Origin of the sequence: Streptomyces sp. DG2A-72, from assembly GCF_030499575.1 — a bacterium.
Classification (GTDB): Bacteria; Actinomycetota; Actinomycetes; order Streptomycetales; family Streptomycetaceae; genus Streptomyces.
Window position 1 is genome coordinate 8,160,876 of record NZ_JASTLC010000001.1, and the last position, 15,518, is coordinate 8,176,393.

The 15,518-nt window shown below is 68.3% G+C and carries 14 protein-coding genes; 6 read left to right on the plus strand and 8 right to left on the minus strand.

Annotated elements, in window-relative coordinates; genetic code table 11:
• Window positions 1-116: 116 nt before the first annotated feature.
• Window positions 117-1,133: a hypothetical protein gene (locus tag QQY66_RS38760; RefSeq protein WP_301985049.1), complete on the plus strand. Its 1,017-nt coding sequence runs from the start codon at window positions 117-119 to the stop codon at window positions 1,131-1,133.
• Between the two features lie 66 nt (window positions 1,134-1,199).
• On the opposite strand, the gene QQY66_RS38765 is transcribed toward QQY66_RS38760, so the two are convergent.
• From QQY66_RS38765 to QQY66_RS38780, 4 genes are all read right to left on the minus strand, one after another.
• Entirely contained in the window at window positions 1,200-3,326 is a 2,127-nt protein-coding gene (locus QQY66_RS38765) for a 3-hydroxyacyl-CoA dehydrogenase NAD-binding domain-containing protein (RefSeq protein WP_301985050.1), read from the minus strand.
• Window positions 3,323-4,549 (minus strand): acetyl-CoA C-acyltransferase, encoded by a 1,227-nt coding sequence (locus QQY66_RS38770; protein ID WP_301985051.1) that lies wholly within the window; start codon window positions 4,547-4,549, stop codon window positions 3,323-3,325. The genes QQY66_RS38765 and QQY66_RS38770 overlap by 4 nt, the downstream gene beginning before the upstream one ends.
• Window positions 4,550-4,667: 118 nt before the next feature.
• Window positions 4,668-5,705, minus strand: a complete 1,038-nt coding sequence (locus QQY66_RS38775) for a LacI family DNA-binding transcriptional regulator (protein WP_301985052.1) — start codon at window positions 5,703-5,705, stop codon at window positions 4,668-4,670.
• On the minus strand, window positions 5,702-8,089 hold the full coding sequence (locus tag QQY66_RS38780) for a glycoside hydrolase family 2 protein (protein ID WP_301985053.1): 2,388 nt from the start codon (window positions 8,087-8,089) through the stop codon (window positions 5,702-5,704). The genes QQY66_RS38775 and QQY66_RS38780 overlap by 4 nt, the downstream gene beginning before the upstream one ends.
• Window positions 8,090-8,241: 152 nt before the next feature.
• Here QQY66_RS38780 and QQY66_RS38785 point away from each other — a divergent pair, with 152 nt between their 5' ends.
• From QQY66_RS38785 to QQY66_RS38795, 3 genes are read left to right on the plus strand one after another with little or no spacing between them, the layout of a single operon-like run.
• The gene (locus QQY66_RS38785; protein ID WP_301985054.1) at window positions 8,242-9,552 is read left to right on the plus strand and encodes an ABC transporter substrate-binding protein; all 1,311 of its coding nucleotides are present in this window, start codon (window positions 8,242-8,244) and stop codon (window positions 9,550-9,552) included.
• Window positions 9,552-10,505, plus strand: coding sequence for a carbohydrate ABC transporter permease (locus QQY66_RS38790; RefSeq protein WP_301985055.1), 954 nt, complete (start codon window positions 9,552-9,554; stop codon window positions 10,503-10,505). The genes QQY66_RS38785 and QQY66_RS38790 overlap by 1 nt, the downstream gene beginning before the upstream one ends.
• Entirely contained in the window at window positions 10,502-11,332 is an 831-nt protein-coding gene (locus tag QQY66_RS38795; RefSeq protein ID WP_301985056.1) for a carbohydrate ABC transporter permease, read from the plus strand. The genes QQY66_RS38790 and QQY66_RS38795 overlap by 4 nt, the downstream gene beginning before the upstream one ends.
• Before the next feature lie 18 nt (window positions 11,333-11,350).
• Here the strand turns inward: QQY66_RS38795 and QQY66_RS38800 are convergent, their stop codons facing one another.
• Window positions 11,351-12,652, minus strand: a complete 1,302-nt coding sequence (locus QQY66_RS38800; protein ID WP_301985058.1) for a ribonuclease D — start codon at window positions 12,650-12,652, stop codon at window positions 11,351-11,353.
• Window positions 12,653-12,842: 190 nt separating this feature from the next.
• On the opposite strand from QQY66_RS38800, the gene QQY66_RS38805 reads away from it, so the two are divergent.
• Entirely contained in the window at window positions 12,843-13,115 is a 273-nt protein-coding gene (locus tag QQY66_RS38805; protein WP_301985059.1) for a hypothetical protein, read from the plus strand.
• Window positions 13,116-13,166: 51 nt separating this feature from the next.
• On the opposite strand, the gene QQY66_RS38810 is transcribed toward QQY66_RS38805, so the two are convergent.
• From QQY66_RS38810 to QQY66_RS38820, 3 genes are all read right to left on the minus strand, one after another.
• Window positions 13,167-13,364, minus strand: coding sequence for a hypothetical protein (locus QQY66_RS38810; protein ID WP_301985060.1), 198 nt, complete (start codon window positions 13,362-13,364; stop codon window positions 13,167-13,169).
• A 795-nt stretch (window positions 13,365-14,159) separates the two neighbouring features.
• On the minus strand, window positions 14,160-14,384 hold the full coding sequence (locus tag QQY66_RS38815; RefSeq protein ID WP_301985061.1) for a hypothetical protein: 225 nt from the start codon (window positions 14,382-14,384) through the stop codon (window positions 14,160-14,162).
• A complete protein-coding gene (locus QQY66_RS38820; protein ID WP_301985062.1) occupies window positions 14,384-14,596 on the minus strand; it encodes a hypothetical protein in 213 nt (70 codons plus the stop codon). Before QQY66_RS38820 ends, QQY66_RS38815 begins: the two co-directional genes overlap by 1 nt.
• Before the next feature lie 385 nt (window positions 14,597-14,981).
• On the opposite strand from QQY66_RS38820, the gene QQY66_RS38830 reads away from it, so the two are divergent.
• A complete protein-coding gene (locus QQY66_RS38830; protein WP_301985065.1) occupies window positions 14,982-15,506 on the plus strand; it encodes a DUF6879 family protein in 525 nt (174 codons plus the stop codon).
• The last annotated feature ends 12 nt before the right edge of the window (window positions 15,507-15,518 follow it).

The following is a 15,518-nucleotide window of genomic DNA, read 5'->3' on the forward strand; positions in this document are numbered from 1 at the left end:
CCGGAAGACGCGGACGACGCCGTCCGGCCGCGCATGACGAGTGTCGGCTCCGCGTGGCTGTGACCAGGCGGGAGTCCGATCCCCGGTACGCGGTCCGCCCCGAATAGAGTGAGGCGGTGAACGGCGACTGGCTCATCCGCGGCCGAGACGGCCGCCTCGGCGTCTACTGGCCGTCGAACGACGCCGTCCTGTGCCGGGCGGAACGCGTCCCCGGCGGCCCGTGGGACCCCCCGCGCCGCGTGGGCGGCGAGCAGAGTGTGCAGGCGGGGTTCGCGGTCGGCCAGGGCGCCGACGGCTACGCCCATCTGGTCGCCTGGCGGCCCACTGGGCAGGGCGAGTCGGGCCTGGTGCACTCCACACACTTCCGGCCCCTGCTCGCGCCCCTGGACTGGATCCCGATCGGCCATCCCCAAAAGAACGGCGAGCGGACCGGCACCCCCGCCGTCACCGTCGACGCCGAGGGACGGGCGTACCTCTTCGTGCGCAACCGCGGCAAGGGCGTCCACACCATCAACCAGAAGGAACGCGGCGGCTGGAACGGCTGGCACAACCTCAGGGGCTCCAGGGTGCACGAGGAACTCGTCGCCGTCACCGGGGAGTCGGGCCTCGTCGAGGTGTACGCCACCAACCCCGACGGGATCCTGAGCTGGCATCAGCAGGAACCCGGCGCCCGCCCGGTCGCGGCCGATCCACTGCCCCTCCGCATCGAGCCGGGCACGCTGAGCGCGCTGCCGACCTCGAAGGAGCACACGACGCTGTTCTTCGCGGACCCCGAGGGCATGCTGTACGCGTGGCGGCCGGGCGGCGACCCGGTCGCGCTCATCGCCGCCGTGGGCCCAGGCCCGGTGGCCACCCTCCGCTGTGTCCTGGACGGCCATGACTGCACCCTGCTCGCGCAGCGCTCGGCCTCCGGCCGGGTGGCCTTCGCCGCCTACCCGACCGAACTGGAGTCGGCGGGCCTGTGGTGGACGGAGTCCGGCCCGCAGCTCCCGGCAGGCACCCGGGTCGCCCTGGCGGAGGACGCCGAGGGACGCGTCGTGGCCGCCAGCATGACCCCGGACGGTGTCCTGCGCCTCGCCCGGCAGAAGGACGAGCCCGGCCTCGCGCTCGCCGCCTGGCAGGAAGACCTCTGACCACGACAACGCCGGTGCCCCGCACACCGGTTGGCGTGCGGGGCACCGACGTACATCACCAGCGGTTTATACGGGGACGCTGGCCACGCCCGCTTCCAGGAACCGCTTCCCGTTCACGCGCTCCGACACGCCCTCACGGTCCAGGTACGGCGTGATGCCGCCCAGGTGGAAGGGCCAGCCGGCGCCGGTGATCAGGCAGAGGTCGATGTCCTGGGCCTCGGCGACGACACCCTCGTCGAGCATGAGCCCGATCTCCTGCGCCACCGCGTCCAGCACGCGCGCCCGCACCTGCTCCTCGGTCAGGACGACATCGCCCTGCTTGAGCAGCGCGGCGACCTCGGGGTCGAGTTCGGGCTTGCCGCTGTCGTAGACATAGAAGCCGCGCTTGCCCGCCTTGACGACGGCCGCGAGGTTGGGGGAGACCTTGAAGCGGTCCGGGAAGGCCCCGTTGAGGGTCTCCGAGACGTGCAGGCCGATCGCGGGGCCGACCAGCTCCAGCAGGACCAGCGGGGACATCGGCAGGCCGAGCGGCTCGACCGCCTTCTCGGCGACCTCGACCGGGGTGCCCTCGTCGATGACGTTCTGGATCTCGCCCATGAAGCGGGTGAGGATGCGGTTCACGACGAACGCCGGGGCATCCTTCACCAGAACCGCCGTCTTCTTCAGCTTCTTGGCGACCGCGAATGCCGTGGCCAGCGAGGCGTCGTCGGTCTGCTCGCCGCGGACGATCTCCAGCAGAGGCAGCACCGCGACCGGGTTGAAGAAGTGGAAGCCGACGACCCGCTCGGGGTTCTTCAGCTTCGACGCCATCTCGGTGACCGAGAGGGACGAGGTGTTGGTGGCGAGGATCGCGTGCGCCGGGGCGACCGCCTCGACCTCCGCGAACACCTGCTGCTTGACACCGATCTCCTCGAACACGGCCTCGATGATGAAGTCCGCGTCAGCGAAGCCCTCGGCCTTGTCCAGGACACCAGTCACCAGCGCCTTGAGGCGGTTGGCCTTGTCCTGGTTGATACGGCCCTTGCCGAGCAGCTTCTCGATCTCGGCGTGGACGTAGCCCACACCCTTGTCGACGCGCTCCTGGTCGATGTCGGTCAGCACGACCGGCACCTCCAGGCGGCGCAGGAAGAGGAGGGCGAGCTGGCTGGCCATCAGACCCGCGCCGACGACGCCGACCTTGGTGACCGGACGCGCCAGGTTCTTGTCCGGCGCACCGGCCGGGCGCTTGCCGCGCTTCTGCACCAGGTTGAACGCGTAGATGCCGGCGCGCAGTTCGCCACCCATGATCAGGTCGGCGAGCGCCTTGTCCTCGGCGTCGTAACCCTGCTGGAGGTCGCCGTTCTTGGCGGCGGCGATGATGTCGAGGGCACGGTAGGCGGCCGGAGCCGCCCCGTGCACCTTGCCGTCCGCGATGAAACGGCCCTTGGCGACAGCCTGGTCCCAGGCCTCACCGCGGTCGATCAGCGGGCGCTCGACCTCGACGTCGCCCTTGAGCACCTGGGCGGTCCAGATCAGCGACTGCTCCAGGAAGTCGGCGCCCTCGAAGACGGCGTCGGCGATACCCAGGTCGTAGACCTGCTGCCCCTTGAGCTGCTTGTTCTGGTTGAGGCTGTTCTCGATGATCACCGAGACGGCCTTGTCGGCGCCGATCAGGTTCGGCAGCAGCGTGCAGCCGCCCCAGCCGGGGACCAGGCCGAGGAAGACCTCGGGGAGCGAGAAGGCGGGCAGCGCCTTGGAGACGGTCCGGTACTTGCAGTGCAGACCGACCTCGACGCCACCGCCCATGGCGGCGCCGTTGTAGTACGCGAAGGTCGGCACGGCGAGGCCCGCGAGGCGCTTGAAGACCTCGTGGCCGCCCTTGCCGATGGCGAGCGCGTCGTCGTGGTTCTTCAGCAGCTCGACGCCCTTGAGGTCGGCGCCGACCGCGAAGATGAACGGCTTGCCGGTGACACCCGCACCGACGATCTCGCCGGCTGCGGCCTCCTGCTCGACCTGGTCGATGGCGGTGTTCAGGTTCGCCAGCGAGGCCGGACCGAACGTGGTCGGCTTGGTGTGGTCGAAGCCGTTGTCGAGCGTGATCAGCGCGAAGCGCCCGGCGCCGAACGGCAGGTCGAGGTGGCGTACGTGCGCCTGGGTGACGACCTCGTCCGGGAACAGCTCGGCCGCGCCCTTCAGGAGTTCAGCGGTGCTCACTTGTTGCCTCCGGCGTCCTTGTGGTGCGGGTTCTCCCAGATCACCGTGGCGCCCATGCCGAAGCCGACGCACATGGTGGTGAGGCCGTAACGGACCTCCGGCTGCTCCTCGAACTGGCGGGCCAGCTGCGTCATCAGGCGGACGCCGGAGGAGGCGAGCGGGTGACCGTAGGCGATGGCGCCGCCGTACTGGTTGACGCGCGCGTCGTCGTCCGCGATGCCGTAGTGCTCCAGGAAGGCCAGGACCTGGACGGCGAAGGCCTCGTTGATCTCGAAGAGGTTGATGTCCTCGATCGACAGACCGGCCTGGGCCAGCGCCTTCTCGGTCGCCGGGATCGGGCCGTAGCCCATGACCTCCGGCTCTACGCCCGCAAACGCGTACGAAACGAGGCGCATCTTGACCGGCAGGTTGTGCTCGCGGGCGAAGTCCTCGCTCGCGATGATCGACGCGGTGGCGCCGTCGTTCAGACCGGCCGCGTTACCGGCGGTGACCCGGCCGTGGACACGGAACGGGGTCTTCAGACCGGCCAGGTTCTCCAGCGTCGTACCCGGGCGCATCGGCTCGTCGGCGGTGACCAGGCCCCAGCCCGTCTCACCGGCCTCCGGGTTGGTCCGGCGCACCGAGATCGGCACCAGGTCCTGCTGGATCTTGCCGTTGGCGTACGCCTTCGCGGCCTTCTCCTGCGAGCGCACGGCGTACTCGTCGGCGCGCTGCTTGGTGATGGTCGGGTAGCGGTCGTGCAGGTTCTCGGCGGTCATGCCCATGAACAGGGCGGACTCGTCGACCAGCTTCTCGCTCACGAACCGCGGGTTCGGGTCCACGCCCTCGCCCATGGGGTGCCGGCCCATGTGCTCGACACCACCGGCGATGACGGCGTCGTACGCACCGAAGGCGATGGAGCCCGCGGTGGTGGTGACGGCGGTCAGCGCACCGGCGCACATGCGGTCGATCGAGTAGCCGGGCACCGACTGCGGCAGACCGGCGAGAATGCCCGCCGTCCGGCCGAGGGTCAGGCCCTGGTCGCCGATCTGCGTGGTCGCGGCGACGGCGACCTCGTCGATCTTCTTCGGGTCGAGACCGGGGTTGCGGCGCAGCAGCTCCCGGATCGCCTTCACGACAAGGTCGTCGGCGCGAGTCTCGTGGTAGATGCCCTTCGGGCCCGCCTTGCCGAACGGTGTGCGGACGCCGTCGACGAAGACGACGTCCCTGACGGTACGAGGCACGATGGCTCTCCTCCAGAGGTGCGGGACGCTGAGCGCTTGCTCAGACCATGCTACTTATGGGTAACGTAGCTGCACAGCCCCGGTGGGTCGAGCGGCGAAGGTCACATCTGGACGGTGGCTATCCCCGCGGCGGCGCCGTCGACCCCCGCGGCGTCAGCACCGGAGTAGGCACCGGATGCGACCCCCTCCCATCCCCCATGATCACACCGAACAGCGTCCGAGCCACATCCACCCCGAACCCGTGCACGTCATGACTCATCGCGGACAACGTGGGATGCGTGAGCCGGCACAACTGCGAGTCGTCCCACGCCAGCAACGAAACATCCCCCGGCACCGACAACCCCATCTCCGCCGCCACCGACAACCCCGCCACAGCCATGATGTCGTTGTCGTAAACGATGGCCGTGGGCCGATCCGGCGCCGCAGCCGTCAACAGCGAGCGCGTCGCCCGCGCCCCCGCCTCACCCGAGAAGTCGGTGGCGACCTGCCAGGCCCCCGCCAGCTCCAAGGCCCGCCCCGCCTCGTCGAACGCCGCCGTACGGATGGACGTATGGCCGAGGGCCGCCGCACCCCCGACCCGCGCGATCCGCCGGTGCCCGAGCGCCGCCAGATACCGCACGGCCTCGGTCACGGCCGTCGCGTCCTCCGTCCATACGGAGGTCAGACCCCCGGTGAGCGACGGATGCCCCACGGCCACGACCGGCATGCCGAGCCGCTCCACCACGCCCACCCTCGGGTCGTCCGCGCGGAAGTCGACCAGGATCGAACCGCCGATCTGCCGCCCCCGCCACCACGCCTCCTGGAGCCCGGCCTCCTCCTCCAGATTGCGTACGAGCCGCAGCAGCAGCGAGCAGGAGTGCTCGGTCAGCACGCTCTCCAGACCCGAGATGAACTCCATGTAGAACGGTTCCAGCCCGAGTATCTGCGCCGGCCGGCAGATCGCCAGCCCCACCACGTCCACGCGCGACCCCGCCAGCGACCGCGCCGCGAGGCTCGGTGCCCAGCCCAGCTCCCGGGCCGCCCGGAAGATCCGGTCCCGGGTCGCCTCCGACAGCCCCGGCTTGTGGTTGAAGGCGAGGGACACGGCACCCTTGGAGACACCGGCGCGCGCGGCGACGTCCTTGATGGTGACGCGGGATGTCGGCGTTTCCGTCATCGGGTGGGCTCCACGCAGTACAGGGCTGATCGGGCGGCGCCCGCATCGGGAGTCTTCCAGCCCCGCACACCGATGGTCACCCGCTCGCCCGGAAGCAGCGTGACCAGCCCCCGGTCGGCCCGTGCGTCCGGGTCCAGCCGGTCGGCCTGCAACAGCAGATCCCGTACGAGGGTGTGGGCCGTGACCTGTACCCCTCCCGGCACGAGCGCGACGTCGAACTCCGGCCGGACGTACGGGATTTCACGATCCGGGGCGGGAAAGTGCCACGCGCGCAGCCCGCCCCCGTCCGCGACCAGGAACTCCTTCGGACCCACCGGCTCCAACTCCCGTCGCACCCGCACCACCGCCACGGAACGCCCGCCCGCCGTGAAGCCCGCGCTCGCCTCACCGAGCACCGCGCCCTCGACAGACATCCGACGCAGCCTCAGTTCACCGGCCCATTCCTCGGCAGACTGGTTGACCGCCGCCAGCACCAGCCCGCCCTCCCTCCGCTGCACCGTCAGCAACCGGTCCGCATACAGCCGCCGCAACTCGAAGTACAACGGTTTCTCCCGCCCGTCCCCGTCGATCGCCGCCCACGACGTCACCGGCCAGCAGTCGTTGAGCTGCCATACGACCGTCCCCGCGCACACCGGCCAGTGCGACCGCCAGTGCTCGATGCCGGCGGCTACCGCACGCGCCTGATTGACCTGTGTGAGGTAGTGCCAGCGATCGAAGTCGCCCTCGGGAAACGCGAAATGACGCTCCAGGCCACGCCGCAGCTTGCCGTTTCCGTCGTCCGCCTTCTGGTGGTGCAGCATGCCGGGGGAGTCGGGCGCGAGCTCCTCACCCGGCAGCGCGCGCCGCAGCGTGGCGTGGGCGGGCGGTGCCTGCCAGCCGAACTCCGCGACAAAACGGGGGACTTCGAGCCGGTAGTCCTCATGATCCGCCCGGTTCCACACCTCCCACGAGTGGTGCGTGCCGTGCGCCGGATCGTTCGGGTGCCGCGCCCAGGACCCGGACCAGGGACTGCCCGCCGTGTACGGCCGCGTCGGATCCAGCTCGGCGACCACCCGCGGCAGCACGCCGAGGTAGTACCCCTCGCCCCAGGAGCCCCCGTCCAGCCGCCGCTCCCAGTCCCAGTCCCTGAAGCCCCACAGGTTCTCGTTGTTCCCGTTCCACAGCACCAGCGACGGATGCGGCATCAGCCGTACGACGTTCTCCCGGGCCTCCGCATCCACCTCGCCCCGCAGCGGCTGCTCCTCGGGGTAGGCCGCGCACGCGAACGGAAAGTCCTGCCACACCAGCAGCCCCAGTTCGTCGCACGCGTCGTAGAAGTCCTTGCTCTCGTAGATCCCGCCGCCCCACACACGCACCAGGTCCACACCCGCGTCGGCTGCCTGTCCGAGCCGCTCTCGGTAGCGGTCACGCGTCATCCGGGACGGAAACACGTCGTCCGGGATCCAGTTGACGCCCCGCGCGAAGAGCCGCTCACCATTGACGACCAGCGTGAACCCCGATCCGTACGCATCCGGCGAGGTGTCCAGCTCGACGCTGCGGAAGCCGACGCGCCGACGCCACACGTCGAGCGCGTCGCCATCGTGCAGCAGCGTCAACTCGACGTCGTACAACGGCTGTTCACCGGACCCCCGGGGCCACCACAGGTCCGCTTCGGGGACTTCCAGCCGTACGACGCCCCGAGTGCCGTCGATCGAGGCGCGCACCCGTGCACCGCCTGCACCGCCCATCGTCGCCTCGACGGACAGCGGTGCCTCGACCCGGGTCCGCTCGACGTCGACGTACAACTCGACCCGCCCTGTGCCTTCTTCGACGGTGACGAGCGGGCGCACGCGGGCGATCCGCGCCGTCGACCAGTGCTCCAGCCGTACCGGGCGCCAGATCCCGGCCGTCACCAGGGTCGGCCCCCAGTCCCAGCCGAAGGAGCAGGCCATCTTGCGGATGTACGGGAAGGGCTCGGCGTAGGCCGCCGGCCGCTCGCCCAGCTTGCCGCGCACGGCCTCGGCCTCGGCGTACGCGGAGGTGAAGTGCACGGACAGGCGCCCGTGGAGACCGGTTACGTCGAATCGATGGGAGCGGTGCATATTCCGTGTGCGGCCCAGCAGCCGTCCGTCGAGCAGGACTTCGGCGACCGTGTCGAGGCCGTCGAAGACGAGGTTGGTCTGCTCATGCCCGGATACCGCGTTCAGGTCCGTTTCATAGACCCAGTCCCGCCGCCCCACCCACGCGACCTCGGTCTCGTTCCGACCGAGAAACGGATCCGGGATCACCCCGGCCGCCAGCAGATCGGTGTGCACACAGCCGGGCACGGTGGCCGGGAGCGTGTCCCCAGTGCCTCCGGGGTGTCGCAGGATCCATCCCTCGGTGAGCGGTGCGACCTCCAGCATGGGGCACTCCCTAAACCGGTCAATCCCATTACAGAGAAGGTTTCTGACACCCGTTGGCGAGATAGGGACTTTACCGGTCGAGAAAGCGCTGTCAGAGTTCCGAATCAGCCAACCCGCAGTGCTCGTCCGTCTCGTGAACGGAGCTGATGCACATGTACCGCCGTACAGTCCTGGCCATTGCCGCGGGTGCCTTGCTGCTCTCGGCGTGCACCGGTACCGGAGGCTCGTCGAAGGGGGCGGATGCCGAAGCGCCCGATGATCCGGCCCAGGTGAGCGGAACCATCAAGGTGCTCACCGTGCGGACCGACCTCGTGCAGGACGGCACGATGGACCGGTACGCCGCCGAGTTCAACAAGACCTATCCGAAGGTCGAGGTCGAATTCGAGGCCCTGACCAACTACGAGGCCGAAGTCAAGATCCGTATGAACACGGAGAACTACGGCGACGTCCTGCTGATCCCCGCGGTTATCAAGAAGAGCGACTACCCGAAGTTCTTCGCCTCGCTGGGCACCCAGGAGGAGCGCAGCAAGAAGTACCGCTTCACCGACTACACCACCGTCGACGGCAAGGTCTACGGTCAGAGCCCGGTCGGCGTGGCGCCCGGCTTCCTCTACAACAAGAAGGTCTGGCGTCAGGCCGGAATCACCGACTGGCCCACCACCCCGGCCGAGTTCCTGACCGCCCTGAAGGCGATCAAGTCGAAGACCGACGCCGTCCCCTACTACACCAACTTCGCCGCGGGCTGGCCGCTGACGTCGTGGACGTACGTCAACGGCTCGGTCCACTGCGACGCCGAGGCCACCACGAAGCTGGCCGAGGGCGACCCCTGGGCGCAGGACGCCGACCTGCGCGTCGGTGACACGCTGCTGCACGACATCGTCAAGCAGGGCCTGGCCGAGAAGGACCCGGCCACCACCAACTGGGAGGAGTCCAAGCCCCGGATGGCGAAGGGCGAGATCGCCACGCAGTGGCTCGGCACGTGGGCGATCGTCCAGTTCCAGGACGCCGCGAAGAAGGCCGGAGAAAACCCCGACGACATCGGTTTCATGCCGTTTCCCGCCCAGGCGGACGGCACGTTCTGCGCGGTCGTCGCCCCCGACTACAACCAGGCCGTCAACGTCCACTCGAAACACAAGGAGGCGGCCCGCGCCTGGATCGACTGGTTCACCGACAAGTCCGGCTACGACAAGGACAACCTGGCGATCTCCCCGCTCCAGGACGCCCCGCTGCCCGAGGTGCTGAAGCCGTACGAGGACGCCGGTGTGAAGCTCATCGACCTGGACGACGCCAAGGGCGCCCAGGTGAAGCTCATCGACAACGAGTCCGAAGCCGGTATCTACGCCCCCGAGTACCGCCAGAAACTGGTCGACGTGGCCCGCGGTGCCACCGAGGGCAGCCTCGACGATCTCTTCGCCGACCTCAGCAAGCGCTGGACCGAGGCACAGAAGTCCGTGGGGTCGTGATGACGGACACCACCCCGAAGGCGGCCGTGCGGGCCGGGGCCGGGGCGGCGCACCTGGCCCCCGTCCCGGCCCGCGCCCCCCGCCGGGCACGCCTGTGGCGGGGCGTCACCCCCTGGCTGTTCTTGATCGCCCCGCTCGCGCTCCTGATCATCTTCACCTACGCGCCGATCGCCAACATGGTCGCGTACAGCTTCACCGACTGGGACGGCGTGAGCCCCGAGCTCAACTACACGGGCGCCGAGAACTACGCCGAGATCTTCACCCGCGAAGACCTCTTCCGCGTCTTCTTCGTAAGCGGCTACTACCTCGCCGCCTCCGTCGTCCAGATCGCGGCCGCGCTCTACTTCGCGACGATCCTGAGTTTCAACGTCCGTTTCCGGAACTTCTTCAAGGGCGTGCTCTTCTTCCCGTATCTGATCAACGGGGTAGCAATCGGTTTCGTCTTCCTCTACTTCTTCCAGGACGGCGGCACCCTCGACTCGATCCTGAGCCTCTTCGGCGTCACGACCGACCACGCCTGGCTCGGGACATCCACCTCCGCGAACGTCTCACTCGCCGGCGTCTCGGTCTGGCGCTACATGGGCCTGAACTTCGTCCTCTTCCTCGGCGCGATCCAGTCGATTCCGGGGGAGCTGTACGAGGCCGCCGAACTGGACGGCGCGAACCGCTGGCACCAGTTCCGCTACATCATCGCGCCCGGTATCAAGCCGGTCCTGAGCCTGACGGTCATCCTCTCCATCTCGGGCTCCCTCTCGGTCTTCGAGATTCCGTACATCATGACCGGCGGTGCGACGGGCACGGAGACGTTCGTGATCCAGACCGTCAACCTGGCCTTCCGCTTCAACAAGACGGGGCTCGCCTCGGCCGCCGCGGTCGTGCTGCTGCTGATCATCCTCGCGGTGACCTGGGTCCAGCGGCGCCTCGTCCCCGACGACAAGGTGGACCTCGTATGACGCGCCGAGCCGTAGCCCGTACGCTCGTCTATCTCTCGCTGACAGTCGCCGCGTCGATAGTCCTGCTCCCGCTCGTCGTAGTCCTGCTGACCTCCCTCAAGACGGAGAAGGAGATGGCGGACGCCGACGGAGCCCTGTCACTCCCCGCCGACCTGCTCAACTTCGGAAACTACGTCACCGCGTTCCAGGACGGCCGTATGCTCTCGGCGTTCGGCAACACGGCCCTCATCCTGCTGTTCGCCGTCGGCGGCACGGTCCTCATCGGCTCGATGACGGCGTACGCGATCGACCGCTTCACGTTCCGCTTCAAGACACTGGTCGTGGCGCTCTTCCTGGTCGCCGCGCTGGTCCCCGGTGTCACCACCCAGGTGGCGACCTTCCAGATCGTCAACAGCTTCGGCATGTTCGACACGCTCTGGGCGCCGATCGTGCTCTACATGGGCACGGACATCGTGTCGATCTACATCTTCCTGCAGTTCGTACGATCCATCCCGATCTCCCTGGACGAGTCGGCACGCCTTGAGGGAGCCAACGCCTTCACGATCTATCGCAAGATCATCTTCCCGCTCCTCAAGCCGGCGATCGCCACGGTCGTGATAGTCAAGGGGATCACCGTCTACAACGACTTCTACATCCCCTTCCTCTACATGCCGTCCGAGGATCTTGGCGTGATCTCGACGTCGCTGTTCCGCTTCCGCGGCCCGTACGCGGCGCACTGGGAAACGATTTCGGCGGGAGCGGTCCTGGTGATCCTGCCGACGCTGATCGTGTTCCTGTTCCTGCAGCGCTTCATCTACAACGGTTTCATGCGAGGAGCGACGCGCTGAGAGACCTAGAGGAACCGTTTACGGCGCCTTGGCGGACAACGCCTCCACCAGCACCGGAGTCACCAGCTCGACTTGCCAGGCCCGAGCCCCGAACCCGGCCAGAGCCGCCCCCACCGCCCCGGCATCAGCCGGAACCGGCGGCTCCCAGCACACTCTCCGCACCGTGTCCGGCGTGATCAGGTTCTCCTGCGGCATGTTCAGTTCCTCGGCCAACGCCGAGACCCCGGCGCGGGCCGCGGACAGCCGAGCGGCCGCGGCCGGATCCTTGTCGGCCCAGGCCCGCGGCGGCGGAGGCCCCATGACCGGCTGACCCGGCTGTGGCAACTGCGCGTCGGCCAGCGCCTTCGCACGATCCACCGCCGCCTGCCACTGCTCCAGCTGCCGCCGCCCCATCCGGTGCCCGAACCCGTTCAAAGCGGCGAGCGCATGCACATTGGCCGGAAGAGCGAGCGCGGCCTCCACGATGGCCGCGTCACTCAGCACCTTGCCCGGCGACACATCCCGCCGCTGCGCGATCCGGTCCCGCGTCTGCCACAGCTCGCGCACGACGCCCAGCTGCCGACGCCGGCGCACCTTGTGCATCCCGGACGTACGACGCCAGGGATCCTTGCGCGGCTCGGCGGGCGGCGCCGCCGCGATCGCCGCGAACTCCTGGTGGGCCCACTCCAGCTTGCCCTGCCGGTCCAGTTCCTTCTCCAGCGCGTCCCGCAGGTCGACGAGGAGCTCCACATCCAGCGCGGCGTACCGCAGCCACGGCTCTGGCAGCGGGCGGGTGGACCAGTCGACGGCCGAGTGCCCCTTCTCCAGGACGAAGCCGAGAACGCCCTCGACCATCGCGCCGAGCCCGACCCGCGGGAACCCGGCGAGCCGCCCGGCCAGCTCGGTGTCGAACAGCCGCGTCGGCACCATGCCTATTTCCCTGAGGCAGGGCAGATCCTGTGTGGCGGCGTGCAGCACCCACTCCACGCCGGACAGCGCCTCGCCGAGGCCGGAGAGGTCGGGACAGTCCACCGGGTCGATCAGCGCGGTGCCCGCGCCCTCGCGGCGCAGCTGGACGAGATAGGCGCGCTGTCCGTAGCGGTAGCCGGAGGCGCGCTCGGCGTCGACGGCGACAGGGCCGGAGCCGGCCGCGAAGGCGGCGATCACCTCGGCGAGCGCGGCGTCGTCGGCGACGACCGGCGGAATACCGTCACGCGGTTCGAGCAAAGGGATCGGTTCAGGGTTCGGCGCCCCCGTAACAGAAGATCCGCCGTCGTCCGGAGGGGCGCCTCCGGTGGTTCGCAGTGAGCTGTCTGCTGCGGTCTCTTGGGCGTCGGTCACATGTCAAGGGTATCTGTACGAGCGAACGCCTGACCTGCACCTTCAAGCCATCGATCGACTGACCTGCGAAAACGTATCTCAGTGAGTTCTATCGCTTCACACTGATTCTCGCAGCGGTGTGCCCCGGATGTGCCCTCGCGGCACCGCGCCGCAACACTGGACGTACGGCACCTGCAAAGAAGTGATCGTCATGACCATCGGTAAGAGCGAGACCGCCAACCCTCTGCGAGACGTGATCGGCTCGAACGACGACCTGATCAAGGCGTACACGCTGATCATTGCGGCGCTGGCCGGAGATGCCCAGACCTATGACCGGATCATGAACGACTGCGGCGAAACCGAGGCGCTCACCGAAGCCCTGGTCAAGGTCGCTGGTTCTCTTCTGTTCCAGGCCCACACCCCGCTGGTCAGCGCCCTCACTGAGGGCAGGCCCGAGATTGCGTTCGCGGACACGGACGACTGACCCGCGCTGACGCGAAGCCCCAGAGACCGACCCTCCGGGGCTTCCGCATGGTCACAGCACGCCAAGGGTCGACAGCACTGTCAGGCAGAGGATCAGGCAGCCAGCGAACGCGCCGCCGCCGTACAGGACAGCCTCACTGATGGGCGAGCCGGGGGCGTGGCTCATGAGGCCAGCCACGATGGCCACGATGACGGAGATCAGGATGCAGATGATGACCACCAGCACCTTGACGCCGAACGAGAGCTTCAACGGTCTGAGTACCTTTCCGGCGATCAGACCTTCGGCACGCAGCTCTCAGCCTGACCACCACGTGACGTACGTGTGAGGTCTTGCTGAGGCCGTGCCGACGTTCAGGGTCTCGGTGCCTTGCCAGGGCTGATCCGGCTAGTCCCTCTCCTTTGATCCCAACATGGCATAAGCGCCGGGCAGGTCGCGTGCGGGTGCCACCGCATGGGCCTCGACCTGCCGGTCAATGCCAGCCCCGAGGTTGGCCTCGCCGTTGCGACTGCCTCTCCAAGGTGCGCAACACCGACGGACCACCTGGGTACGTCGGAACCCAGGCTCTCGTAGGTCTGTGCGCGCAACTGTAGCCGAAGCCAGGGGTGTTGAAGGTTCACGCAGCCCGATGGGGCCATAGGGAGGGTACAGAGATTTCCCCGGCGCCCGGAGTCCCGGCACCGGGGGGAGTTAGTTCCAGACCACGAACCGGAACCATGCCCAGTGGGCATGGCTGGGCAGGCTTCTCAGAGTCCACGGACGGGCGGTTTACCCACTGCGCTCCTCCCTTGTCGTCCACGGCAACCGCCAGGCCAAGCCCTTTCAGGAGTTCCAGCGCGACCCTGCCCAGGTTGTCGGGGTATAGCTCGCGCCCCTCGGATACCGTGTGGAGCGTCCGGCACAGTGCCTCGAACTCCTTGACCGAGACAGTCGGCTTCTCAATTGCGACCATGATTTCAAGTCCCTCACAGAGAAGGTTGTCCTGCCTCCACCGCACGCCGCGCCCAGGGTGGTGTCAAGGCGAGCACCGCCGCCGAAGGTCCCTGACTATGGCTCGGCCGGAGCACGCATGGCCTCGGCCATCCGCGCTGCCGCCTCCGCGCGGACCATGCCGAGGTGTACGTAGGGCTTGCCGCTGTGGGTCACCATCGGGCGCACGCTGCCCCAGACGCTTTCGGGGAGGCCAAGACCGGCCAGGGCTGCTCGGATCGCCTCTGCCGCTTCGGTGGCCTCCTTGCGGCGGTCCCTGTAGGTCTGCATGTCCATCGCCATCAGTGCACTCCCGAGGCGTGATCGCGGACCTCAGTGGCATGCTTGGCGGCCTGCGTGATGTCGCCCTTGTGCTTCGCGGCGTTGAGCTGTCTCCAGTTGGCCGCACACACCTTGCAGCCGGGGACCGGGACGCAGTCGAGAAGCCACGCGTTCAGGCCCACTGGGAGGACTACCGGCGGCTCCTGGGTGGTCTTTGGGCGTGTGGCTGCCATCGTGTCTCCCCGACTCGTGTGACTCCGGTTACGACCGTAGGAATTAGTGAACGGGCTGGTCCATGAAGTTGCACACGGTTGCACAGCCTGGTGCGCGCCCTTGACGCTCCTTCACCACCAGGGCAACTCTGCAACCGACAGCAACCGGCTTGACGTTGGGGAGGGCCCATGCAGGAGCTACGGTTCGTCGGGAAAGATCCGGAGTCCGGAGATCACGGCTGCCCTGCGGTGTGGGTAGACGAAGCGACGCGTGATCTCGTGATCCAGGGCGTCAGGGCCGACGCAGACACTGTGGCCCGGACCGTCCAGGACAGCCCTCTTCCGGACCATGAGGGCGTGATCCGGCTACCGCAGCGCATGATCCCGCTGTTGAGGGAGGCACTTGATGGCGCAGAGCCTCAGTAGCTTTGCTGACCTGATCCGGTCCGTGGAGCGTTCCGCTGTGCACCTTGAGATGCGGGACGTATACGCGATCTCCAACGAGGACGAGGGCTTTGCGGCGTGGAAGCGGGGCCACCGGCTCGACCCGGACGACCGCCAGTCCTGGTGGCGTTCCTGGCTCGACCTGGTCCAGGAGGTCACCGCCAAGGGTGTCGTCATGCGCCGCGCGAGGATCGTTGGCGAGCCGCCAAGCGAGTACATCCGGTACGAGCACTCGTTCACCTTCACCAACGTCGCCGCAGGCGAGGACATCCGCTGGCTCCCGAGGCGGCAGGCATCCGACCTCGCCCTTCCGGGGAACGACTTCTGGCTCTTCGACGGCCGTATCGCGCAGTTCAACGTCTTTGACGGTGACGGGCGTTGGGTGCACACCGACCAGACGGACGAGCCGGCGGTTGCCCGGTTGTGCTCCACCGCGTTCGACGCCGTCTGGGAGCGGGCCATCCCGCACGAGAAGTACGCCATCTGAGAAGCCCGGTAC